Annotated in this window: 20 protein-coding genes and 1 pseudogene; 20 read left to right on the top strand and 1 reads right to left on the bottom strand. The window is 70.8% G+C overall.

The window, feature by feature from the left end; all coding sequences use genetic code 11:
• Positions 1-231: 231 nt before the first annotated feature.
• The 19 genes from LPN01_RS06870 (at position 232) to LPN01_RS06780 (ending at position 22,396) form a co-directional block, all read left to right on the top strand.
• Positions 232-732, top strand: a complete 501-nt coding sequence (locus LPN01_RS06870; protein WP_262827629.1) for a division/cell wall cluster transcriptional repressor MraZ — start codon at positions 232-234, stop codon at positions 730-732.
• Positions 729-1,682 carry a 16S rRNA (cytosine(1402)-N(4))-methyltransferase RsmH gene (rsmH, locus tag LPN01_RS06865; protein ID WP_262827628.1) on the top strand — a complete coding sequence of 318 codons (954 nt, stop codon included), beginning with the start codon at positions 729-731 and terminating at the stop codon, positions 1,680-1,682. The genes LPN01_RS06870 and rsmH overlap by 4 nt, the downstream gene beginning before the upstream one ends.
• Entirely contained in the window at positions 1,679-2,323 is a 645-nt protein-coding gene (locus tag LPN01_RS06860; protein ID WP_262827627.1) for a hypothetical protein, read from the top strand. The genes rsmH and LPN01_RS06860 overlap by 4 nt, the downstream gene beginning before the upstream one ends.
• Positions 2,320-4,035, top strand: coding sequence for a peptidoglycan D,D-transpeptidase FtsI family protein (locus tag LPN01_RS06855; RefSeq protein WP_262827626.1), 1,716 nt, complete (start codon positions 2,320-2,322; stop codon positions 4,033-4,035). Before LPN01_RS06860 ends, LPN01_RS06855 begins: the two co-directional genes overlap by 4 nt.
• 10 nt (positions 4,036-4,045) lie before the next feature.
• Positions 4,046-5,461 carry a UDP-N-acetylmuramoyl-L-alanyl-D-glutamate--2,6-diaminopimelate ligase gene (locus LPN01_RS06850; protein ID WP_262827625.1) on the top strand — a complete coding sequence of 472 codons (1,416 nt, stop codon included), beginning with the start codon at positions 4,046-4,048 and terminating at the stop codon, positions 5,459-5,461.
• A gap of 121 nt (positions 5,462-5,582) precedes the next feature.
• Positions 5,583-6,953, top strand: a complete 1,371-nt coding sequence (locus tag LPN01_RS06845) for a UDP-N-acetylmuramoyl-tripeptide--D-alanyl-D-alanine ligase (RefSeq protein WP_262827624.1) — start codon at positions 5,583-5,585, stop codon at positions 6,951-6,953.
• A gap of 1 nt (position 6,954) precedes the next feature.
• The gene (mraY, locus tag LPN01_RS06840; protein WP_262827623.1) at positions 6,955-8,025 is read left to right on the top strand and encodes a phospho-N-acetylmuramoyl-pentapeptide-transferase; all 1,071 of its coding nucleotides are present in this window, start codon (positions 6,955-6,957) and stop codon (positions 8,023-8,025) included.
• On the top strand, positions 8,022-9,317 hold the full coding sequence (murD, locus tag LPN01_RS06835; protein ID WP_262827622.1) for a UDP-N-acetylmuramoyl-L-alanine--D-glutamate ligase: 1,296 nt from the start codon (positions 8,022-8,024) through the stop codon (positions 9,315-9,317). Before mraY ends, murD begins: the two co-directional genes overlap by 4 nt.
• Positions 9,314-10,546 carry an FtsW/RodA/SpoVE family cell cycle protein gene (locus tag LPN01_RS06830; RefSeq protein WP_262827621.1) on the top strand — a complete coding sequence of 411 codons (1,233 nt, stop codon included), beginning with the start codon at positions 9,314-9,316 and terminating at the stop codon, positions 10,544-10,546. Before murD ends, LPN01_RS06830 begins: the two co-directional genes overlap by 4 nt.
• The gene (murG, locus tag LPN01_RS06825; RefSeq protein WP_262827620.1) at positions 10,543-11,697 is read left to right on the top strand and encodes an undecaprenyldiphospho-muramoylpentapeptide beta-N-acetylglucosaminyltransferase; all 1,155 of its coding nucleotides are present in this window, start codon (positions 10,543-10,545) and stop codon (positions 11,695-11,697) included. Before LPN01_RS06830 ends, murG begins: the two co-directional genes overlap by 4 nt.
• Positions 11,697-13,112: a UDP-N-acetylmuramate--L-alanine ligase gene (gene murC, locus LPN01_RS06820; RefSeq protein WP_262827765.1), complete on the top strand. Its 1,416-nt coding sequence runs from the start codon at positions 11,697-11,699 to the stop codon at positions 13,110-13,112. Before murG ends, murC begins: the two co-directional genes overlap by 1 nt.
• A complete protein-coding gene (locus tag LPN01_RS06815; RefSeq protein WP_262827619.1) occupies positions 13,109-13,309 on the top strand; it encodes a hypothetical protein in 201 nt (66 codons plus the stop codon). Before murC ends, LPN01_RS06815 begins: the two co-directional genes overlap by 4 nt.
• Entirely contained in the window at positions 13,288-14,199 is a 912-nt protein-coding gene (gene murB / locus LPN01_RS06810; protein ID WP_262827618.1) for a UDP-N-acetylmuramate dehydrogenase, read from the top strand. Before LPN01_RS06815 ends, murB begins: the two co-directional genes overlap by 22 nt.
• The gene (locus tag LPN01_RS06805) at positions 14,196-15,137 is read left to right on the top strand and encodes a D-alanine--D-alanine ligase (RefSeq protein ID WP_262827617.1); all 942 of its coding nucleotides are present in this window, start codon (positions 14,196-14,198) and stop codon (positions 15,135-15,137) included. The genes murB and LPN01_RS06805 overlap by 4 nt, the downstream gene beginning before the upstream one ends.
• Entirely contained in the window at positions 15,134-16,072 is a 939-nt protein-coding gene (locus LPN01_RS06800; protein WP_262827616.1) for a cell division protein FtsQ/DivIB, read from the top strand. Before LPN01_RS06805 ends, LPN01_RS06800 begins: the two co-directional genes overlap by 4 nt.
• Positions 16,072-17,334 (top strand): cell division protein FtsA, encoded by a 1,263-nt coding sequence (ftsA, locus tag LPN01_RS06795; RefSeq protein WP_262827615.1) that lies wholly within the window; start codon positions 16,072-16,074, stop codon positions 17,332-17,334. The genes LPN01_RS06800 and ftsA overlap by 1 nt, the downstream gene beginning before the upstream one ends.
• Positions 17,335-17,444: 110 nt before the next feature.
• A complete protein-coding gene (gene ftsZ, locus LPN01_RS06790) occupies positions 17,445-18,992 on the top strand; it encodes a cell division protein FtsZ (RefSeq protein WP_262827614.1) in 1,548 nt (515 codons plus the stop codon).
• A gap of 198 nt (positions 18,993-19,190) precedes the next feature.
• Positions 19,191-21,233, top strand: a complete 2,043-nt coding sequence (locus LPN01_RS06785) for a tetratricopeptide repeat protein (RefSeq protein WP_262827613.1) — start codon at positions 19,191-19,193, stop codon at positions 21,231-21,233.
• On the top strand, positions 21,230-22,396 hold the full coding sequence (locus LPN01_RS06780) for a deoxyguanosinetriphosphate triphosphohydrolase (protein WP_262827612.1): 1,167 nt from the start codon (positions 21,230-21,232) through the stop codon (positions 22,394-22,396). The genes LPN01_RS06785 and LPN01_RS06780 overlap by 4 nt, the downstream gene beginning before the upstream one ends.
• 57 nt (positions 22,397-22,453) lie before the next feature.
• Here the strand turns inward: LPN01_RS06780 and LPN01_RS06775 are convergent, their stop codons facing one another.
• Positions 22,454-22,747: a hypothetical protein gene (locus LPN01_RS06775; RefSeq protein ID WP_262827611.1), complete on the bottom strand. Its 294-nt coding sequence runs from the start codon at positions 22,745-22,747 to the stop codon at positions 22,454-22,456.
• 203 nt (positions 22,748-22,950) lie between these two features.
• Between LPN01_RS06775 and LPN01_RS06770 the strand changes: the two are divergent.
• A pseudogene (locus tag LPN01_RS06770) lies at positions 22,951-23,154 on the top strand (DUF1800 domain-containing protein); the annotation flags it as partial.

The following is a 23,154-nucleotide window of genomic DNA, read 5'->3' as shown; positions in this document are numbered from 1 at the left end:
GCGCCGTCCGCTCCTGTCGGCAGGCGAGGCGGATCCCCCGCCGGACTAGCGCGGTTCGGCGCAGTTTCCCCGGCAATCCCCAAAAATCCCGTTGCTTCCCCGATGTGCTGTTGATACCAACAGGTAACAACGGGGCAGGCATCACCGATTTGCGGATTCGCAAGATGCCGGAGGGCGACGATGGTCGCTTTCCGGAGCGGTGGGCCGTGCGCGTCAGGGTGCGAGACGGGCGTGTCGGAAAGGGGCGATTATCAGGGAAGCGGACTTGCTCTTGTCGACGACAAGGGCCGGGTCGCCATCCCCAACGCGCTCCGCAGCACGCTCGCCGAGAATGCGCCCCGTGCCGACGGCAAGGATGGCGGCACCGTCATCATCGCGGCGCACGAGGACCAGCCCTGCCTGATCGCCTACGACCCCGCCTATATCGCCGAGCTGAAGCGCGAACTGAACGAGCGCGTCGCGCTGTCGCGGGGCGTCGACGGCAAGATCGACCACAACATCAAGCGTGGCGGCGCGAACGGCGAAGCGGTGCCGTTCGATGGATCGGGGCGATTCATCATGCCCGGCTTCCCCCGCTTCTATGCCGGCATCGGCGCGCACGCCTTCTTCTGGGGCACGCTCGACTATATCGAGATCTGGGACCCCAAAACCCTGCTGTCGACGCCCGGAATCGCGCCGCAGATGGTCGCCGCCTGCCGTTATTACTGCCAGGACAAGGGGATCGCGCTGTGAGCGGCGAGGCGCCCCACGTTCCCGTGCTGCTCGACGAAGTGCTGGCCGCGCTCGCGCCCGCGCCCGGCGAGACGGTGGTCGACGCGACCTTTGGCGCCGGCGGCTACACGCGCGCCATCCTCGCGACCGGCGCGCGCGTGATTGCGCTCGATCGCGATCCCGATGCGATCGCGGCGGGACTGGCGGCGGACATGCCCGGGCTGACGCTGGTGCACAGCGACTTTTCCGCGCTGGAGGCGGCGATCGACGCGCCGGTCGACGGGCTGACGATGGACATCGGCGTGTCGTCGATGCAGCTCGACCAGGCCGAGCGCGGCTTTTCCTTCCAGTCCGACGGGCCGCTCGACATGCGGATGGCGCAGGAGGGCGCGAGCGCGGCCGATTTCGTCAACACCGCCGACGAGGATGCGATCGCCGACGTCCTCTACCATTACGGCGACGAGCCCAAGTCGCGGCGCGTGGCGCGGGCGATCGTCGCCGCGCGGCCGCTGACCCGCACGTCGGAACTGGCGGGCGTGGTCCGCAAGGCGCTCGGCCACCGGCCGCACGACAAGAAGGATCCGGCGACTCGCACCTTCCAGGCGATCCGCATCCATGTGAACCGGGAACTGGGCGAACTGGCGGACGGCCTGGCCGCGGCGGAGCGGGTGCTAAAGCCCGGCGGGCGGCTGGCGATCGTGACCTTCCACAGCCTGGAGGACCGGCTGGTCAAGCGCTTCCTGCGCGACCGGTCGGGCAACACCCCGGGCGGATCGCGTCACCTGCCGCAGGCGGGCGCGCCGGTGGCGCCGAGCTTCGAGGCAGTCGGTCGCGCGGTGCGCGCCGGCGAGGCGGAAGTGGCGCGCAACCCGCGCGCGCGCTCCGCGACGTTGCGGACGGCGCGACGGACGACGGCCCCGGCATGGGACGATGCCGGGCGTAACACGGATTTGGCGGAGGTGAGATCATGACGGCGGCGTATCGGTTGAAGGGGATCGGATGGTTCGGTGGCTGCGTCGCCATCGTCCTCGGTTTCTACCTGGTCTCGCTGCAGGTCGCCGCGGAGCGCAAGAAGCTGGAGGGCATGGATCGCAAGATCGATGCCGCCCAGCGCGACATCCGCGCGCTGGAGACCGAATTCGAGACGCGCGCCAACCTCGTCCAGCTCGAAAAGTGGAACGGCGAGACGCTGGCGCTCGCGGCGCCGGTCGCGGGCCAGTTCGTCACCGACGAGCGTGCGCTCGCCAGCCTCGACGTCAACCAGGTGGGCGTGCCCGCCGCGCCGGGCGTGCAGACCGCCGCGCTGGTCGTGCCGTCGCTCGCCACGGTCGCGGCGCCCGCCGCCGCCACCACCGCCGCGCCCGCCGTGACGCCGGCCGTCGTGCAGGTCGCCGCGGCGATGCCCGAGGCGAAGCGCGCGGTCGTCATCAAGGTCGCCGCGATCGAGAAGAGCGCGCCGCTGCTCGCCAAGCTGGCCGAGGCGGCGCGCGCGAAGGTCGCGGTCGCCAAGGTCCGGCCGCAGGCCGTGGCGATGCTCGACCGCAAGCTGCTGTCCGACACGACGCTCGGCGACATCCTCAGCAGCGCGCGCGCCGAGGCCCGCAAACGTTGACCGTCGTCGTCGCCCGACCCGTGCCGCAACGGCGCAGCGCCACGCAGCGTCATGCGCTGGTCGCGACGTCGCACATGCGGCTGATGATGCTGATGATGCTGTTCGCCGCCGCAGTGATCCTCGTCATCGGGCGGCTGGCGATGCTCGGCCTGCTGTCGGGCGGCGAGGCGGAGGCGCGGGTGGCGACGCTGGCGGCGCGCGGCGACATCGTCGACCGCAACGGCGCGCCGCTGGCGCGGACGATCGATGCGTGGACGATCGCGGTCCATCCCCGCAAGATCATCGGCGACAAGATGGAGATCGCCAGCCGGCTCGCCGCGCTGATGCCCGATCGCGGCGACCAGGCGTGGTTCTACGGCCAGCTGACCCGTCCGGTCAGCTTCGTCTATCTGCAACGCCGGGCGAGCCCGGCACTGGTCGAACAGGTCAACGCGATCGGCGAGCCCGCGCTGGTCTTCGCGCGCGAGACGCAGCGCCTGTATCCGCAATCGACGATGGCGAGCCATGCGCTCGGCTTCCTGTCCACCGACGGCCACGGCATGAGCGGGATGGAGCGCGTGCTCGACGAGCGGTTGCTCGATCCCACCAAGGCGGGGCAGCCCGTCGCCCTGTCGCTCGACACGCGGGTGCAGGCGGCGCTGGAAAGCGAACTCGGGCGCGCGATGGGCACCTTTTCGGCGCGCGGTGCCGGCGGCATCGTGCTCGACGTGTCGACGGGCGAGGTGATCGCGATGGTCTCGCTGCCGACGTTCAACCCCAACCGGGTCGGCATGGCGGGTGCCGAGGAGCTGCGCAACATCACGACGCAAAGCGTGTTCGAACTGGGATCGACGTTCAAGCCGATCACGATGGCGACCGCGATGGACACCGGCGTCGTCACCTCGTTCGCGCGGCGGTTCGATGCGACGCATCCGCTCAAGGTCGGCGGCTATACCATCCATGACGAGCGCGGCGATCCCAAGCGCTGGCTCAACATGGCGGAAACGCTGATCTATTCGTCCAACATCGCGACCGCGCGCGTCGCCGACGAGGTCGGGCCGCAGCGGATGCTGGCGATGTTCCGCAAGCTCGGCTTCGACACCAAGCCCGATATCGAGCTGCGCGAGAAGGGGCGTCCGCTGCTGCCGACCTATTGGGCGCGGACCACGACGATGACCACCGCCTATGGCCATGGCATCGCGGTGACGCCGCTGCACCTCGCCAGCGCCTATGCCGCGCTGGTCAACGGCGGCGTCTGGCGCCCGGCGACGCTGCTGAAGGTCGCGCCGGGGCACGCGCCCGTCGGACGCCGCGTCATCAGCGAACAGACGAGCGCGCGGATGCGCCAGATGCTGCGGCTGATCGTGATGCGCGGCACCGGGCGCAAGGGCGACGCGCCGGGCTATCGCGTCGGCGGCAAGACGGGTACGGCGGAGGCCGCGGTGGCGGGCGGCTACGACCGGTCGCGCAACGTCGCCACCTTCGCCGCGGCTTTCCCGATGGACCAGCCGCGCTATGTCGTACTGGCGATGCTCGATTCGCCGCTTGGGACGAAGGAGACCTCTGGGTGGAAGACCGCTGCCTGGAACGCCGCGCCGGTCGTCGGGCGCACGATCAGCCGGGTGGGCGCGATGCTGGGCGTCGTTCCCGATGCGAACCGCGACATCGACGTGTCCGACATCCTGCCGACGCTGTGGCAGGACCCGAGCCGCACGCAGCCGACCGGCCAGTGAGCGCGGCGGCATGAGGCTGGGAGCGCTGACCGGCGGCCACGAGGAGGCGGTCGTCACCGGGTTCGCGATCGATCACCGCAAGGTCGCGCCCGGCACCGTCTTCGGCGCGTTCGAGGGCGCGCGGGTGAATGGCGAGGACTATATCGCCGAGGCGGTGCGATCGGGCGCGATCGCGGTGGTGGTGCGCCCCGGCGTCGCGGTCGACGGTGCGGTCGCGATCCACGCCGACACCCCGCGCGAACGCTTCGCGCAGCTCGCCGCGCAATTCTTCGCGCCCTTTCCCGCGGTCGCCGTCGCGGTCACCGGTACCAACGGCAAGACCTCGACCGTCGAGATGACACGCCAGCTGTGGCGGATGGCGGGAGAGCACGCCGCCTCGATCGGCACGCTGGGGGTGACGACCGCCGACGAGCGCGTCACCACCGGGCTGACCACGCCCGACGTCGTCACCTTCCTGTCGAACGTCGCCGGGCTGGCGCGCGAGGGCGTGACGCACCTTGCCTTCGAGGCGTCGAGCCACGGCCTCGTCCAGTACCGGACCGAGGGGCTGACCGTGTCGGTCGCCGCGTTCACCAATTTGTCGCGCGATCACCTCGACTATCATGGCGACATGGGCGCGTATCTGACCGCCAAGCTGCGCCTGTTCTCCGAGGTGCTGAGCCCGACGGGGACGGCGGTGGTCTGGGCCGACGACGTCGAATCGGGCCGCGTGATCGACCTCGCGCAGGCGCGCGGCAACACGCTCGTGACGGTGGGCGAACGCGGCCAGACGCTGCGGCTGGTCGGGCGCGACCCGACGCTGTTGGGACAGGGGCTGACGATCGAGGCGGAGGGGCGGACGCATCAGGTGACGCTGCCGCTGATCGGCGGCTATCAGGCCGCGAACGCGCTGGTCGCCGCCGGCCTCGTGATCGCCACCGGCGGCGACGTCGCGCGCACGATCGCGGACCTTGCCCGGTTGCAGCCGGTGCGCGGGCGGCTGGAACGCGCGGTCATCGCGCGGTCGGGCGCCCCGGTCTACGTCGATTACGCGCATACGCCCGACGCGCTGGAGGCGGCGATCGCCGCGCTCAAGCCGCACGCCGGCGGGCGGCTGATCGTGGTGTTCGGCGCCGGCGGTGACCGTGATCCCGGCAAGCGCGAGACGATGGGCCAGGTCGCGCAGATGCAGGCCGACGTCGCGATCGTCACCGACGACAATCCCCGCACCGAGGATCCCGCCGCGATCCGCGCCGCGATCCTGAAGGGCGCGCCGCATGCCCGCGAGATCGGCGACCGGCGCGAGGCGATCCGCACCGCCATCGCCGAGGCGGGGCCGCAGGACATCGTGCTGATCGCCGGCAAGGGCCACGAACAGGGCCAGATCGTCGGCGATCTGGTGCTGCCGTTCGACGACGTCGCGGTCGCACGCGAGTGCGCGTCGTGAGGCGCGGCATTCTTCTCCCCTCCCGCTTGCGGGAGGGGTCGGGCGTGGGCGCGAATCCCATCGAGACCGGCACATGGGGACAGGCCCACCCCCAGCCCCTCGCGCAAGCGGGAGGGGGGCGATGACGCCGCTCTGGACCGCCGCCGAGATCGCCGCCGCCACCGGCGGCACGGCATCCGCGGACTTCGCCGCGACCGGCGTCGCCTTCGACAGCCGCGAGGTGGGGCCGGGCGACCTGTTCGTCGCGCTCACCGGCGACAGCACGGACGGGCATCGCTTCCTCGACCAGGCGTTCGCGCAAGGCGCGGCGGGGGCGATCGTCTCCGCCGGGACGGCGCATCCCCATGTCCGTGTCGACGACACCTTCGCCGCGCTCAACGATCTTGGCCGTGCGGCGCGGGCGCGCATGGCGGGGACGGTGATCGGCGTCACCGGCTCGGTCGGCAAGACCAGCGCCAAGGAGGCGCTGTTCGTCGCGCTCGACCGGTCGCTGGCCGACGCGGTGCACCGGTCGGTCAAGAGCTACAACAACCACACCGGCGTGCCGCTGAGCCTTGCGCGGATGCCGCGCGAGACGCGGGTCGGCGTGTTCGAGATGGGGATGAACCACGCCGGCGAACTGAGCGCGCTGACCCGGCTGGTCCGTCCGCACGTCGCGATCGTGACCGCGATCGCCCCCGCGCATACCGAATTCTTTCCCGACGAGGCAGCGATCGCCGATGCCAAGGGCGAGATATTCCAGGGGCTGGAGCCCGGCGGCGTGGCGATCGTGCCCTTCGACAGCCCGCATCGCGACCGGCTGATCGCCGCGGCGGCGCCCTATGCCGCGCGGACGGTGACGTTCGGGATGGGGCGCGATGCAGACGTGCGCGCGGTGGAGGCTATGCGGCTGCCGTCGGGCGCGTCGTTCGTGACGGCGAAGCTGGGCGACCGCGAATTGTCCTTCACGCTGGCGCAGCCGGGAATGCACTGGGTGTCCAACGCGCTGGCGGTGCTCGCCGCGGTCGATGCCGCCGGCGCCGACCTCGCCCGCGCGGGCCTCGCGCTTGCCGAAATGGGCGGGCTGTCGGGTCGCGGCGCGCGCTTCCTTGCGCGGGTCGACGGTGGCGACATGCTGGTGATCGACGAAAGCTACAACGCCAACCCCGCCTCGATGCGCGCGACGCTCGCGGTACTCGCCGAAGAGCCGGGCCGCCACGTCGCGGTGCTGGGCGAGATGCGCGAACTGGGCGATGCCGCCGCCGACTATCACGCCGGGCTCGCCGAGCCGATCCTCGCGGCGCGCGTCGAAACGGCGCTGCTCGTCGGTGAAGCGATGGCGCCGCTCGCGCAGGCCCTTGAGGCGCGTATCAATGTCGTCCATGTGCCCGACGCTGCGACAGCGCTCGGCCGTCTCCAGGATCTGGCCAGGGCCGGTGACGCCGTGCTCGTCAAAGGATCGAACGGAGTGGGGCTGTCGCGGGTGATCGCGGGCCTGGGGGGCGGAACGTAACATGCTGTACTGGATCGCCGAGCACCTGGGCTTCACCGGGCTGCTGAACCTCATCCGCTACCAGTCCTTCCGGACCGGTGCGGCGGTGGCGACCGCGCTGCTGATCGGCCTCATCATCGGGCCGCGCTTCATCGGCTGGCTGCGCGTGCGGCAGGGCAAGGGCCAGCCGATCCGCGCCGACGGTCCGCAGACGCATCTCGCCAAGCGCGGCACGCCGACGATGGGCGGACTGATGATCCTGACCGCGATGGCGCTGTCGATCCTCATCTGGATGGACCTTGCCAACCCCTATGTCTGGGCGTGCCTGTTCGTCACGCTGGGCTTCGGCGCGATCGGTTTCCTCGACGATTACGACAAGGTGACCAAGGCGAGCACCGCGGGCGTGTCCGGCCGCACCCGGCTGCTGCTCGAATTCGCCATCGCCGGTGCGGCGTCGTGGATCATCATGGGCCAGAACGGGCCGCATTTGTACCTGCCGTTCACCGATCGCATGTACCTCGACCTCGGCTATTTCTTTCCGCTGTTCGCGGCGTTCACCATCGTCGCGTTCGGCAATGCGGTGAACCTGACCGACGGGCTCGACGGGCTCGCGACGATGCCGGTCATCATCGCCAGCGTCGCGTTCATGCTGATCGTCTACCTCGCGGGCAACGTGAAGTTCGCGACCTATCTCGGCATTCCCCACGTGCCGGGTGCGGGCGAGCTGGCGATCTTCTGCGGCGCGGTGATCGGCGCGGGCCTCGCCTTCCTGTGGTTCAACGCGCCCCCCGCGGCGGTGTTCATGGGCGACACCGGCAGCCTGGCGCTCGGCGGCGCGCTCGGCACGATCGCAGTCGTCGCGCACCACGAGATCGTGCTCGGCATCGTCGGCGGCCTGTTCGTCGCCGAGGCGCTGTCGGTCATCATCCAGGTGTTCTTCTACAAGCGGACGGGCAAGCGCATCTTTCGCATGGCGCCGATCCACCACCATTTCGAACAGCTGGGGTGGAGCGAGCCGACCGTCGTCATCCGCTTCTGGATCATCAGCCTGGTGCTGGCGCTCGCCGGCCTGTCGACGCTGAAGCTGCGATGATCGTCTCGCAGACCTTCGAGGGGCGGCGCTATGCGGTGCTCGGGCTGGCGCGATCGGGGCTGGCGACGGTGCGCGCGCTGGCGAAGAGCGGCGCGCACGTCGTGGCGTGGGACAGCGACCTCGCGGCCCGCGATCGCGCGGCGGGGATCAACGGCGTCATCGTCCACGACATCGCCAGGCTGAACCTGGAGGGCGCGGCGGGGCTGGTGGTGTCCCCGGGCGTACCGCTCAACACGCATCCGCTGGCCGCGCGCGCGCGCGACGCGGGCGTGCCCGTGATCGGCGATATCGAATTGTTCGCGCAGGCGCGTGCCGGACTGCCGCCGCACCGGGTCGTCGGCATCACCGGCACCAACGGCAAATCGACCACGACCGCGCTGGTCCACCACATCCTCGATACCGCCGGCGTGCCCGCGGCGATGGGCGGCAACATCGGCCTGCCGATCCTCGAACAGGCGCCGTTGCCCGCGGGCGGCGTCTACGTGCTCGAACTGTCGAGCTACCAGGTCGACCTGACGCAGACGCTCGACTGCGACGTCGCGGTGCTGCTCAACGTCACGCCCGACCACCTCGACCGCTACGACGGCTTCGAGGCCTATGCCGCCTCCAAGGCGCGGCTGTTCGCGATGCAGTCGCCCGCGCATGATGCGGTGATCGGCATCGGCGATGCGCCCTCCGCGGCAATCGCGCGCGGCCTGTCGGCGCGCGGCGAGCACCTGACCAAGATCGCGCCGGGCGTCTGCATGGACCAGTCGCGCTGGCCGGCGTTGCAGGGCCCGCACAATGCGCAGAACGCGCTTGCCGCGATCGCGGTGGCGAGGGCGCTGGGCGTGGCGGAGGCGGCTATCGATGCCGGTCTGGAAAGCTTCGCCGGCCTGCCGCACCGGATGCAGACGATCGGGACGCGCGACGGCGTCGCCTTCGTCGACGACAGCAAGGCGACCAATCCCGAAAGCACCGCACCGGCACTCGGCGCCTTCGCCCGGATCCACTGGATCGTCGGCGGCAAGCGCAAGGGCGACGACCTCGATGCCTGCGCGCCGCATTTCGACCGCGTCGTCGCCGCCTATACGATCGGCGAGGCGGGGCCGCTGTTCCGCGATCTGCTCCAGGGCCGCGTCCCCGCAGTGTCGCTCGCCGGGGACCTCGCGACCGCGGTGACGCAGGCCGCCGCCGCGGCGCGGCCCGGAGAGACCGTGCTGTTGTCGCCCGCCTGTGCTAGCTTCGACCAGTTCCGCGATTACGAGGATCGCGGGCAGGCATTCCGGGCGGCGGTGGAGGGTCTCGCATGAATGGCGCCAGCATGACCGATGCGCAGCGCGACACGCTGATCGCCAAGGTGAAGCGGCGCGGCGGACGCGGCGACAGCTCGCCGCTCGGCACGTGGTTCTGGGACATCGACCGGATGCTGCTGGTGCTGACGCTGTTCCTGATCGCGATCGGCCTCGTCGCGGTCGCCGCCGCCAGTCCCGCGACCGCGGTCCGCTATTCGGGCGAGCATCACAAGTTCACCGCGCTCTATTATTTCTGGCGGCAGCTGATCTGGGTGGGCGTGTCGCTGCCGGTGCTGTTCGGCGTGTCGATGCTGCCGGTGCCGCTCGCGCGACGGCTGGCGCTGGCGGGGGCGGCGGTGCTGATCGTCTGCCTCGCGCTGACGCCGTTCCTGGGCAACAGCATCAACGGCGCGCGGCGGTGGATCGGCTATGGCTTCGCGCAGTTCCAGCCGTCGGAATTCCTCAAGCCGCTGTTCATCGTGACAGTCGCCTGGCTGCTGTCGCTGAAGGCGAAGGATCCGGAACTGCCGACGGTGCTCATCACCGGCGCGATGACCGGGGTGATCGCGGTGATGCTGATGATGCAGCCCGATTTCGGCCAGACGGTGATCTTCTGCACCGTATGGATGGCGCTGCTGATGATCGCGGGCACGCCGATGCGCGTGCTGGGCGCGATCGTCGCGATGGTCCCGGTCGGCCTCGGCGCGGCGTACATGTTCTACGGCACCGCGCGCAACCGCATCGACGCGTTCCTGTTCCCCGGCGTCGAGGGGGAAGGCGCGAGCGATCATTTCCAGACCAACGCCGCCCATGCGACGATCACCAGCGGCGGCTGGACCGGCACCGGCCCCGGCGGGGGCACCGCCAAATTCGGCCTGCCCGAGGCGCATACCGACTACATCTTTTCGGTGATCGGCGAGGAATTCGGGCTGATCGCCTGTTCGATCATCGCGCTGGTATTTCTGGCGATCGTGGTGCGCGTGTTCGTCAAGCTGCTGGACGAGCAGGACGAATTCAAGCTGCTTGCCGCGTCGGGGCTGGCGGTGCAATTCGGTGCGCAGGCGCTGGTATCGATGGCGGTCAACACCGGGCTCGCGCCGTCCAAGGGTATGACGCTGCCGTTCATCAGCTATGGCGGGTCGTCGATGATCGCGCTGTCGATCGGCATGGGGCTGCTGCTGGCGTTCACGCGGCGCAACCCGTTCCTGACGCGCAGCCCGTATGTGGTGAGGTGGGGTTCGAATTGAGCAAGCATTACGTCCTCGCCGCCGGCGGTACGGGCGGACACATGGTCCCCGCGGCGGCGCTGGCGGAGGAGCTGACCCGGCGCGGGCATCGCGTCGCGCTGGTCAGCGACGAACGCGGCGTGCGCTTCCCCGGGCTCTTCGCCGAAGGACCGGGGGGCATCCAGACGCACGTGCTGCCCGCCGGCCGGTTCGAGGCGAAGCGGCCGGCGGGCTGGCCGGGTGCGGTGCGCGAGATGCTGCGCGGGCGGGCGATGGCGCGCGAGCTGTACGCGACGTTCAAGCCGGCCGCGGTGATCGGTTTCGGCGGCTATCCGGCGATGCCGGCGCTGCTCGCCGCCTTCGCGAACAAGATCCCGACCGCGGTGCACGAACAGAATGCGGTGCTGGGCCGGGTCAACCGGCTGGTGGCGGGCAGGGTGGCGGCGATCGCGACGTCGTACAAGACGACCGAGCGGCTGGCCGCGAAACATCGGGACAAGGTGCATCTGGTCGGCAATCCGGTGCGCGATGCGGTGCTCGCGCTGCGCACCCGGCCCTATCCGCTGCTGGAGGAGGACGGCATCTTCCGCGTCCTCGTCACCGGCGGCAGCCAGGGGGCGAGCGTGCTGAGCCAGGTGGTGCCCGACGGGCTCGCCATGCTGCCGGTCACGTTCCGGCGCCGGTTGCAGGTGACGCATCAGGCACGGATCGAGGATATCGACGCGGTGCGCGCCAAATATGCGGAGCATCAGATCCCGGCGGACCTCGCCACCTATCTTCCCGACATGCCCGAACAGCTCGCCTGGGCGCATCTGGTGATCGCGCGTGCCGGCGCCTCGACGATCGCGGAGCTGACCGCGGCGGGGCGGCCGGCGATCCTGGTGCCGTTGCCGTCCGCGACCGACGACCACCAGACCGCCAATGCGCGCGAGATCACGAAGGCGGGCGGTGCACGCTGCATCCCGCAGCCCGAATTCACCGCGGTGGAGCTTGCCAAGCAGATGCAGAAGCTGGGCCTCGACCCCGCCGCGCTGGAAAATGCCGCCAGCCGCGCGAAAAGCGTCGGCCGGCCGCATGCGGTGCGCGACCTCGCCGATCTGGTCGAGAGCCTCGATGCGCCGGTATCGCGGCTGCCCGTCGGCAAGCCGGTGCACAAGGCGGCCTACGCATGATCCGCGGCGTCCATACCGATATCGGGCCGATCCACTTCGTCGGCATCGGCGGGATCGGCATGTCGGGCATCGCCGAGGTGATGAAAAACCTGGGCTATACGGTGCAGGGATCGGACGTCGCCGACGGCTATGTCGTGCAGGGGCTGCGCGACAAGGGCATCGCGGTCGCGATCGGCCATGCCGCCGCGAACGTCGCCGATGCGGCGGTGGTGGTGACCTCCACCGCGATCGTGCGGTCGAACCCGGAGGTCGAGGCGGCGCTGGAACGGCGCATCCCGGTGGTGCGCCGCGCCGAGATGCTCGCCGAGCTGATGCGGTTGAAGTCGACCGTCGCGGTGGCGGGCACGCACGGCAAGACGACGACGACGTCGATGGTTGCGGCGCTGCTCGATGCGGGCGGGATCGATCCCACCGTCATCAACGGCGGCATCATCAACAGCTACGGCAGCAACGCGCGGCTCGGCGCCAGCGACTGGATGGTGGTCGAGGCGGACGAGAGCGACGGCAGCTTCCTGCGCCTCGACGGCACGATCGCGGTCGTCACCAACATCGATCCCGAACACCTCGACCATTACGGCAGCTTCGACGGGGTGAAGGACGCCTTCGTCGAGTTCGTCGAGAACGTGCCCTTCTATGGCGCGGCGCTGCTCTGTCTCGATCATCCGGAGGTGCAGAACATCCTGCCGCGGGTGCGCGACCGTCGCGTCGTCACCTACGGCTTCTCGGCGCAGGCGGACATCCGCGGGATCGACGTGACGCCGGTGCCGGGCGGCAACCGCTTCGATTGCGTGGTGCGCGAGCGCGACGGCAGCGTGCGAACGATTGCCGCGATCGAATTGCCGATGCCCGGCCGGCACAACGTCCAGAACGCGCTCGCCGCGATCGGCGTCGCGCTGGAGCTCGGCATCGCCGACGCGACGATCCAGCGCGGCTTTTCTGCGTTCGGCGGGGTCAAGCGGCGCTTCACCAAGGTGGGCGAGGTGCCGCTGGCGGGCGGCGACGCGACGATCATCGACGACTACGGCCATCATCCGGTGGAGATCCGCGCCGTGCTGGCGGCGGCGCGCGAGGGCGCGCGGGGGCGGGTGATCGCGGTGGTGCAGCCGCATCGCTATTCGCGGCTCGGCAATCTGATGGAGGATTTCCAGACCGCGTTCAACGATGCCGACCGGGTGCTGGTCACCCCCGTCTATGCCGCCGGCGAGGCGCCGGTCGAGGGCGTCGATGCACAGGCGCTGGTCGACGGGCTGAAGCGGCGCGGGCACCGGTCCGCCGCGACGGTCGCGGATGCGGACGCGCTGGCGGACGAGATCGCCGCGACGATCCGGCCCGACGACATGATCGTCTGTCTGGGCGCGGGCGATATCACCAAATGGGCGGCGGGCCTCGCCGCGGCGATCGGAGAGCGGCGATGAACGACTGGTTCGATGCGAGCGTGAAGCTCCAGAAGCAGATGCTCGACGCGCAGCGCAAGGCGCTGGACGCCGGCGGCCATGCGGTCGGGGCGGGCGAGGCGATGGTGCAGGCGCAGGAGGCGACGCGCAAGGCGGCCGAGGCGAACCTCGCGGCGTTCCAGGCGTGGACGCGGCTATGGGGCGTCGGGCCTTGGTGATCGACCGACCCGCCGACGTGCGCGGCCGCCTGACCCAGGGCGCGCCGCTGGCGCCGCTCGTCTGGTTCAAGGCGGGCGGCACGGCGCAATGGCTGTTCGAGCCCAGGGACGCCGACGACCTGACCGATTTCCTGCGCGGCCTCGATCCGGCGGTGCCGGTGATGGCGCTGGGGCTGGGATCGAACCTGATCGTGCGCGACGGCGGCGTGCCGGGCGTGGTGGTGCGGCTGGGCAAGGCGTTCGCGCAGGTCGCGCGGCTGGATGCGACGACGCTGCGCTGCGGAGGGGGCGCGAGCGGCATCCTCGTATCGTCCACGGCGCGCGATGCCGGCATCGGCGGGGTCGAATTCCTGCGCTCGATCCCCGGCACGGTCGGCGGCTTCGTGCGGATGAACGGCGGCGCCTATGGCCGCGAGGTGAAGGACGTGCTGGTCGAGGCGGAGGTCGTGCTGCGCTCGGGCGCGCGCGTGACGATGCCGCTCGCCGACCTGGGCTATACCTATCGCCACAGCGCGCTGCCGGCGGATGCGGTGGTGATCGCCGCGACGTTCCGCGGCCATGCGGCGGACTCCGCCGCGATCGGCGCGGAGATGGACCGGATCGCCGCCGAGCGCGAGGCGTCGCAGCCGCTGCGGTCGAAGACGGGCGGATCGACCTTCAAGAACCCTGAGGGGCACAAGGCGTGGGCGCTGATCGACGCCGCCGGGTGTCGCGGCCTGACCCGCGGCGACGCGCAGGTATCGGAGAAGCATTGCAATTTCCTGCTCAACCTCGGATCGGCGACGGCCGCCGAGATCGAGGCGCTGGGCGAAGAGGTACGCGACAGGGTGAAGACGCATGCGGGCGTGACGCTGGAATGGGAAATCCAGCGCGTGGGGGTGCCGGCATGAGCGCGCTGCACATCGCGGTGCTGATGGGTGGCTGGTCGGCGGAGCGGCCGGTCTCGCTCCAGTCGGGCAACGGCTGTGCCGACGCGCTCGAAAGCCTAGGCCATCGCGTCACCCGTATCGACATGGGCCGCGACGTCGCCGCGCGGCTGGCGGAGGCGGCGCCCGACCTCGTCTTCAACGCGCTGCACGGATCGCCCGGCGAGGACGGCAGCGTGCAGGGCATGCTCGACCTAATGGGCATTCCCTATACGCATTCGGGGCTCGCCACGTCGGTGATCGCGATCGACAAGGTGCTGACCAAGCAGGTGCTGGTCCCCGCCGGCATCCCGATGCCCGGCGGCCGCATCGTCCGGTCGGCGGAGATCCACGACCGCGACCCGCTCCAGCGCCCCTATGTGCTGAAACCGGTCAACGAGGGATCGTCGGTCGGCGTCGCGATCGTTACCGAGGAGGGCAATTACGGCAATCCGATCGGCCGCGACGTGAAGGGGCCGTGGCAGGAATTCGAGGAACTGCTCGCCGAACCCTATGTGCGCGGGCGCGAGCTGACCACCGCGGTGCTCGGCGACCGCGCGCTCGGCGTCACCGAACTGAAGCCCAAGACCGGCTGGTACGATTTCGACGCCAAATATACCGACGGGCTGACCGAGCACGTCTGCCCGGCGGACATTCCCGACCATATCGCCGACGCCTGCAAGTCGCTGGCGCTGGAGGCGCACCGGCTGCTCGGCTGCAAGGGCGCGAGCCGGTCCGACTTCCGCTGGGACGACGAGCGCGACGTCGACGGCCTGTTCCTGCTCGAGGTCAACACCCAGCCGGGCATGACCCCCTTGAGCCTGGTGCCCGAACAGGCGAGACATATCGGCATGAGCTATGCCGAACTGGTGCAGGCGATCGTGGACGAGGCGCTGGCCGATGCCGGGGCGCGCACGGGATGAGCCGCACGATCAAGCGCGGGCCGCCCCCCAGGCGTCCGGCCGCGCGCCGCAAGCAGCCGGCGCGCAAGGTCGGCCTGTTCGCGCGCGCGATCGCCGCGCTGCCGGTCAGCGAGGATACGGTCCGCAAGGCGGCGACGTGGACGATCACCGGCGGCGGCATCGCGCTGGCGCTGGTCGCGGTGACGTGGATCGGCATCCCGGGCATGATCGGCACCGCCATAGCCGAAGGGGCGGGGAAGGCGGGGTTCCGGGTCGAGCAGATCGAGGTCACGGGCCTCAAGCGCATGGACCGGATGAGCGTCTATGCGGTGGCGCTCGACCAGCAGAGCCGGGCGATGCCGCTCGTCGATCTGGAGGCGGTGCGCAGCAAGCTGCTGCGCTACGGCTGGATCGCGGATGCGCACGTCTCGCGCCGCCTGCCCGATACGCTGCTGGTCGACATCGTCGAGCGGACGCCCGCTGCGGTGTGGCAGGACAATGGCCAGCTGACGCTGATCGACAAGGACGGGGTACTGCTGGAACCGGTGCATGCCGATGCGATCCCCGACCTGCCGCTGGTGATCGGCCCGGGCGCGGACCGGCAGGAGCCGGGCTATCAGGCGCTGCTCGCCGCGGCGCCGGCGCTGAAGCCGCGGGTGAAGGCCGCGACCTGGATCGGCAACCGCCGCTGGGACCTGACGTTCGACAGCGGCGAGACGCTGGCGCTGCCGGAGGACGGCGCGCCGACCGCGCTGCTGAAGTTCGCCGAGCTGGACGGGGCGCGACCGTTGCTGGGCCGCGGCTGGTTGCGGTTCGACATGCGCGATCCCAGCAAGCTGGTCGCGCGCAAACCGGGGGCGAGCATGGCGCACAACGTGCCGGACCCGAGCGAAGTCACGACACCGTCGACGTCCGGCACGGGCGCGGCGGATTCTCAAGCGGGGGCTGAGGGCTGATGGCGAAGGTTGCACCAGAGGGGCTGATTACGGCGCTCGACATCGGGTCGTCGAAGGTGTCGGCGATGATCGCGCAGAAGGGCGACGGCGGCGAGCTGATCGTGCTCGGCACCGGCCAGCGCGAGAGCCGCGGCGTCAAGCGCGGCTATATCGCCGACATGGCCGCGACCGAGGCAGCGGTGCGCGAGGCCGTCGAACAGGCGGAGCGGATCGCGGGCATCAACATCGAGAACGTCTGGGTCGGCTTTTCCGCCGGCGGCCTCGTCAGCGACGTCGCCGAGGTCGAGTTCGAGCTGGGCGGCCATCGCGTCGAGCAGCAGGACATCGACGCGCTGCTCGCCGCCGGGCGCAACTCGATCGATCCGCAGGGGCGGATGGTGCTGCATGCGCAGCCCGCGCTCTACACGCTCGACGGGCTGACCGGGGTCAAGAAGCCGCTTGGGCTGCATGCCGACCGGCTCGGCGTCCACATCCACGTCGTCGCCGCGGACGGATCGCCGGTCCGCAACCTCGACCTGTGCGTCCGGTCGGCGCATCTCGAGGTGAAGTCGATCATCGCCTCTCCCGTGGCGACCGGGCTTGCCTGCCTGTCGGAGGAGGAGCGCGAGCTGGGGGTCGCGCTGGTCGAGATCGGCGCGGGGATCACCAACGTGTCGCTGTTCGCCGGGGGGATGCTGGTCGGCTTGTGCTCGATCCCGCTCGGCGGGCAGGACATCACCGATGACATCGCCAGCGCCTTCGGCACCCGCCGCGCGCAGGCGGAGCGGATGAAATGCTTCCACGGCAGCGCCAATGCCAGCCCCCGCGACAACCACGAGATGATCCCGGTGATGCCGATCGCGGCCGAGGACGACGTGCACGGAGGCATGCAGATCACCAAGGCGCAGCTGATCGGGATCGTCCGCCAGCGGCTGGAGCATCAGATGGACGAGATCCGCAAGGCGCTCGCGCACCTGAAGTTCGAAGGCCCGGTGGGGCGGCAGGTCGTGCTGACCGGAGGCGGCGCCGAACTGAAGGGCATCGCCGACTATGCGCAGCAGGCGCTCGGCCGTTCGGTGCGCATCGGCCGGCCGCGCGGGCTGACCGCCCTGCCCGAAGCGCATGGCGGTCCCGCCTTCGCGACCTTGGCGGGGCTGGCGTTCTATGCTGCGACCGATCCCGTCGATCTGCGCGGGGTCGCGCCGCAGCAAACCACCGTCCACCGCCAGAAGGGCATGGGCATGATGCGCAAGCTGATCCAGGCGGCACGCGCGAATTATTGAGCGGCGTCGACGGCTTGCCTTCGTTTTCTGTGGAACGATGCCAGTCGTTGATGCAAAAGGTTAATCAAGGTCCCGGCGCGTTCACCGGAAGGGGCGGAGAAAGTTAGGCCATGAGCATCGAATTCATCACTCCCGAGGTCGACGAGCTGACCCCGCGCATCGCCGTCATCGGCGTCGGCGGCGCCGGCGGCAACGCCATCGCCAACATGATGCGCGCCGACGTGCAGGGCGTCGACTTCCTCGTCGCCAACACCGACGCGCAGGCGCTGAAATCGTCGATCGCGCCGCACCGCATCCAGCTGGGCGCCAAGATCACGCAAGGGCTGGGCGCGGGATCGCGGCCGGAGATCGGCCGCGCCGCGGCGGAAGAGACGATCGACGATCTCGCCAAGCGGCTCGAGGGCGCGCACATGTGCTTCATCGCGGCCGGCATGGGCGGCGGCACCGGCACGGGGGCGGCGCCGGTCATCGCCAAGGCCGCGCGCGACATGGGCATCCTGACGGTGGGCGTCGTCACCAAGCCGTTCAGCTTCGAGGGCAACCGTCGCGCCAAGAGCGCGGAAGGCGGCATCGAGGAACTGCAGAAGTATGTCGACACGCTGATCGTCATCCCCAACCAGAACCTGTTCCTGATCGCCAACGCCAACACGACGTTCAAGGAAGCGTTCGAGATGGCGGACGAGGTCCTTCAGCAGGGCGTGCGCGGTATCACCGACCTGATGGTCATGCCCGGCCTCATCAACCTCGATTTCGCCGACGTCCGGTCGGTGATGCAGGAGATGGGCAAGGCGATGATGGGCACCGGCGAGGCGTCGGGCGACAACCGCGCGCTGGAAGCGGCGCAGAAGGCGATCGCCAACCCGCTGCTCGACGGCGTCAGCATGCAGGGCGCGAAGGGCGTCATCATCTCGATCACCGGCGGCGACGACATGCGCCTGCTTGAGGTCGACGAGGCGGCGAACCACATCCGCGACCTGGTCGATCCCGACGCCAACATCATCTGGGGCTCGGCGTTCAACCCCGAGCTGGAGGGCCGTATCCGCGTCTCCGTGGTCGCGACCGGCATCGATTCGGATGGACGGCCGGGCGCCGTGGCGACCGCGCCGGAAGCGGCCAAGTCGTTCAGCTTCGGTATGGGTCGCAAGACCGACGACAGCACCTCGTTCCGGCCGAGCGCCGCGACCGAGGCGGCGCCCGCCGCACCGGCGCCCTCGGTATCGTTCACCCCGCCGCCCGCGGTCGAACCCGCGCCGGTCGAGCGCGATCCGGCCGCCCCGGCGAAGGCGGATGCGCAGCCCGCGACCGCCGATGCGGCGGACGACGAGCTCGTGCTCGGCGCCGAGACGATCGTGCCGCAGGCGCCCAAGACCTATTCCGACGAACCCTTCGGTGGCGCGCCAGCGGCCCCGGCGCCCGCTGCCGCGCCGGTGGCGGCACCCACGCCCGCGGCGGCGCCGGCCGCTCGCCGGCCGTGGATCGCGCCGGGCAGCGAGGCGGCGGCGCCCGACGCCACGCCGCAGCCGCGCGTCAAGCTGGGTGGCACGCTGTTCGAACGCATGTCGAACGCGGCGCGCGGCCCGGCACGCGACGAGGCGGAGGGTGACGGCAAGGAGCCGCTCGACATCCCGCGCTTCCTGCACCGTCAGAACAACCAGTAAGTCAGGGCGGCCCCCTCCCGATCGCGGGCGGGGGCCGGACTGCGGCCTGATCGGCGCGGCCGGCGAGTTCGTCGCCGGCCCGCCTCCTTTCACCGCGTGGGCCGATTTCGGACATTGCCGGTTCGAGGCGGCTGCGCTCTAGTCCGTCATCCCATGCGCTTCCTTCATCCCGCTCTCCTGGCGCCCGCCGCGCTCCTGTTGACGTGTGCCCCGGCCGCGCTGGCGGCGCAGGCGGTGGTGCAGGCTCTGCCCGGCACCACCGATGCCGACCGGCTCGCCGAGCAGATGCGGGCGCTCGCCGCCAATCCGCGCGATCTCAGCGCGCTGATCGCGGCGGCGGACCTGTCGCTGATGCTCGGCGATCTGAGCGGTGCGGCATCGCTGTATGCGCGTGCGGAAAAGGTGTCGGTAAACGATCCGCGGATCAAGGCGGGGGAGGGCGCGATCCTGGTCCGCTCCGAACGCCCGGGCGAGGCGTTGCGCTATTTCGCGCAGGCGGAGGCCGCCGGCTACGATCCGCGCGGCTTCGCGGGCGACCGCGGCCTCGCCTACGACCTGATCGGGCAGCAGGAGCGGGCGCAGCGCGATTACCGGCTGGCGCTGAAGACCCGGCCCGACGACGAGATCACGCGCCGCTACGCGCTGTCGCTGGGCATCGCCGGCAAGCGCGACGCCGCGCTCGAACAGCTCGATCCGCTGGTGCGCAAGAACGATCGCAGCGCGTGGCGCGTCCGCGCGTTCGTGCTGGCGATGGGCGGCGATCAGGCGGCTGCGGAAAAGATCGCGACGACGATGCTGCCCGCCGGGATGGCGCAGGGGTTGCTGCCGTTCTTCCAGCGGCTGCCGGCGCTGCCCGCCGCCGACCGCGCGTTCGCGGTCCATTTCGGCGAGGTCCATGCGACGCCGGAGCGGCTGGCCGATGCCCGGCTCGCTCCGGTGTTGCCGATGCTGACGCCAGAGCCGTCGCCGGTCGCGCTGGCGGCGGTGCAGCCGAACGCGCGGCAGGGCAGGGTCGACCGGCGCAGCCGCGGCCGGCGCGAGGCGCTGCCCGACACGGGCCGGGTTGCCCTTGCCGCGGCCGATACCCGCGTCGCCGCGACGCCTGCGCCCTCGTACCGCGATGCGACCGCTGCGCTGGCGCGCGTCCAGCCGCTGCCGCGCACGGCGCCGGTGACGTTGGCAGCGACCGCGGCCGCGCCGCCGAACACCACGCCCGCGGCACCCGGGTTCGCAACCAGGGCCACGCCGCCAGCCGCCGTTCCGTCGCCCACCACCCCGCCGAAGACGGCGACGACCACGCCGGTCGTGGTCACGCCGTTACGCGTCGCCGTGGCGTCCCCCGTCGTCCAGCCGCTGCCCGTGACCGTCGCGACGACGTCCCCCGCGACGGTCCCGCCGGTGCCTTCCGCCGTGGCACCGACCGAAGCGATTCCGGCCTCCGTCCCGGTCCCGACGCCCGCCGCTGCGCAGCCCGCGCCGAACGTCGTCGCGCCGCCATCGCGTGCCGAGGCGGATTCGGTGCTGGCGCGTATCGTCGCGGGCCTGTCGATCCCCGCATCCGAACTGGGCGTGGCGGAACCGGTGGCGGCCGTCCCGGTCGCCGCCGTGCCGCCGCCCGACACCGCCGCGCGCGTGATCGCCGAGGCGCGGGCCAAGGAAGCGCGCGACGCCGCGGCGGAAAAGGCGTTGGCTGCAAAGACGCTGGCGGACAAGCGCGCGGCCGACCGCAAGGCGGTCGCCGACAGGAAGGCGCTCGCCGCGAAGAAGCTCGCCGACGAGAAGAAGCTCGCCGACGCCAGGGCGGCGGCCGAGGAAAAGAAGTTGGCGCGCGCCAATCCGGAGCGGATCTGGGTCCAGGTCGCCAGCGGCGCCTATGAAGGCGACCTGCCCAAGGCCTATGCCGCGGCGAAGGCCCGGGCGCCGGCGGTGTTCGGCAGCCGCGGCGGCTGGTCGACGCCGCTGCGCGCGACCAATCGCGTGCTGACGGGCCCGTTCAAGACCGATGCGGAGGCGCGCGCCTTCGTCAACCAGCTGGCGAAGGAGGGCGTGCCCGCCTCCACCTTCACCAGCGACGCCGGGCAGGCGGTGTCGAAGCTGGGCGGCAAGTCGGCATCCGCCACCCGGGACGACGACGACGCGCCGGACAGGGCGTCCACCCGTTCGACCGACAAGCCTTCGGCACGTTCGACGGGCAAGGCATCGGCCATATCGTCCAGATCCGGGCGGTCGCGCGGCAAATGAGCCTTCGCGCGCCCTGGGCTTCCAACCCGGCGCGCAGCAAAGGTCGCCTTCACGAGGAACAGACCGGGACCGCCCGCGGCCCGCGCGACGATTTCCAGCGCGATCGCGACCGTATCATCCATTCGATCAGCTTCCGCCGCCTGCGCCACAAGACGCAGGTGTTCATGGCGCCGGACGGCGATCACTTCCGCGTCCGCCTGACGCACAGCCTGGAGGTCGCGCAGATCGGCCGGACGATCGCGCGGGTGCTTGGGCTGAACGAGGACCTGACCGAGGCGCTGTGCCTGGCGCACGATATCGGCCACCCGCCCTTCGGTCACGCCGGCGAGGACGCGCTGAAGGCGGCACTGGCCGATGCCGGCGGGTTCGACCACAACGGCCATACGCTGCGCGCCCTGACCCGGATCGAGCGGCCCTATCCGCGCTGGGACGGGCTGAACCTGACGTGGGAGACGCTGGAGGGGCTGGCCAAGCACAACGGCCCGGTGCGCCATCCCGGCTGGGCCCTGCGCGAGGCGGATGCCGCATTCCCGCTCGACCTGACCTCGCATGCCAGTCTGGAGGCGCAGGTCGCCGCGCTGGCCGACGACATCGCCTATGACAATCACGACATCGACGACGGGCTGCGCGCGGGGCTGCTGATGCTCGACCAGATGCTTGCGGTGCCGATCGTCGCGCGCGGCTGGGACACGGCGCGCGCGCGGTTCCCGGATATCGCGCCCAAGCGGCTGGCGAGCGAACTGGTCCGCAGCCAGATCGGCACGATGGTCAACGACCTGATCGAGGAGACGCGCCGGCGGATCGCTGCATCCGGGGTCGGCAGCGCCGACGAGGTGCGGCAGGCGGGCGAGGCGCTGTGCGGCTTTTCGCCGCAGATGCGCGAGGAGGAGCGCGACCTGAAGCGCTTCATGTACGCCAACCTGTACCATCATCCGCTGCAGCTCGCCGCGGCGGAGGCGGCGCACGGTATCGTCACCGGGCTGTTCGCCGCCTATCGCGCCGACCCGGCGGCGATGAGTCCCGACTGGGTGGAGGACGTGCCTGCGGACGAACCCGGCCGCAGCCGGCACATCGCCGATTTCATCGCGGGGATGACCGATCGCTACGCGGTCGCCCGCTATCGCGAGATGGTCGGCGCGATCGACCTGCCGGAGGGGTTCTAGCCGGCCTTCCGGTACCGGCCCTCCCCGCCCGTCGGGCAGGGGAGGGCGGTCGCCGGTTCAGCGCGAGGCGAGCTGCGTGCCGCGCACCGCGCCGCGGGCTTCGGCGGTCCGGAACGACACCGGCACGCCGCCCGCGGTCCCGGTCACGCGATCGCCGCGGACGACGAGGCGGAACGGCGCGCCCGACGGGAAACGTCGGCCGGTGATGATCTGGCGGTCGTTGGCGACCGTGGTCGTATAGACGTACGTCTGGCCGTCGTGTTCGAACGTCCGCTGGCCTTCGCGGGCCATGCCGATCGTCGAGGTGAGGGCGGCCGCGATGGTGGCCAGGATAGCAAAGCTCTTGCGCATGATCGTTCTCCCGCATGTGTGCGTCGTGTCGATCAGGTCCTTCCCAACTTTCGTGGCCCGTCGATATTGCAGTGCAGCAACGGGCTCAAATGCAAAGGCGCGGGGGGATGGATGCAAGGCGCGCAATCGGGGCCGCGCAGGCTGGCATAATTCTGCGACAAATCGGGTGTAGCGCGGCGTGACGGGGGCAAGGAGCATCGTCGATGTCGGATAGTGCCATCGCCATCAACCGTTTCGGCCTCGGCGCCCGGCCGGACCAGCCGCCCCCCGCCGATCCGCGCCGGTGGCTCGCGGGCCAGATCGCGGCCTATCGGCCGTCGCCGCCCGCGCTCGCCGGCCTTCCCACCACCGCCGTGGTCGCGGCGGATATCGCCGCCTATCAGGCCGAGCAGCGGATGATCCGGCAA

The sequence above is a fragment of the Sphingomonas sp. A2-49 genome (genome assembly GCF_025548555.1).
In the GTDB taxonomy this organism is placed as follows: Bacteria; Pseudomonadota; Alphaproteobacteria; order Sphingomonadales; family Sphingomonadaceae; genus Sphingomonas.
This window is presented reverse-complemented; position numbering and strand designations above follow the sequence as displayed.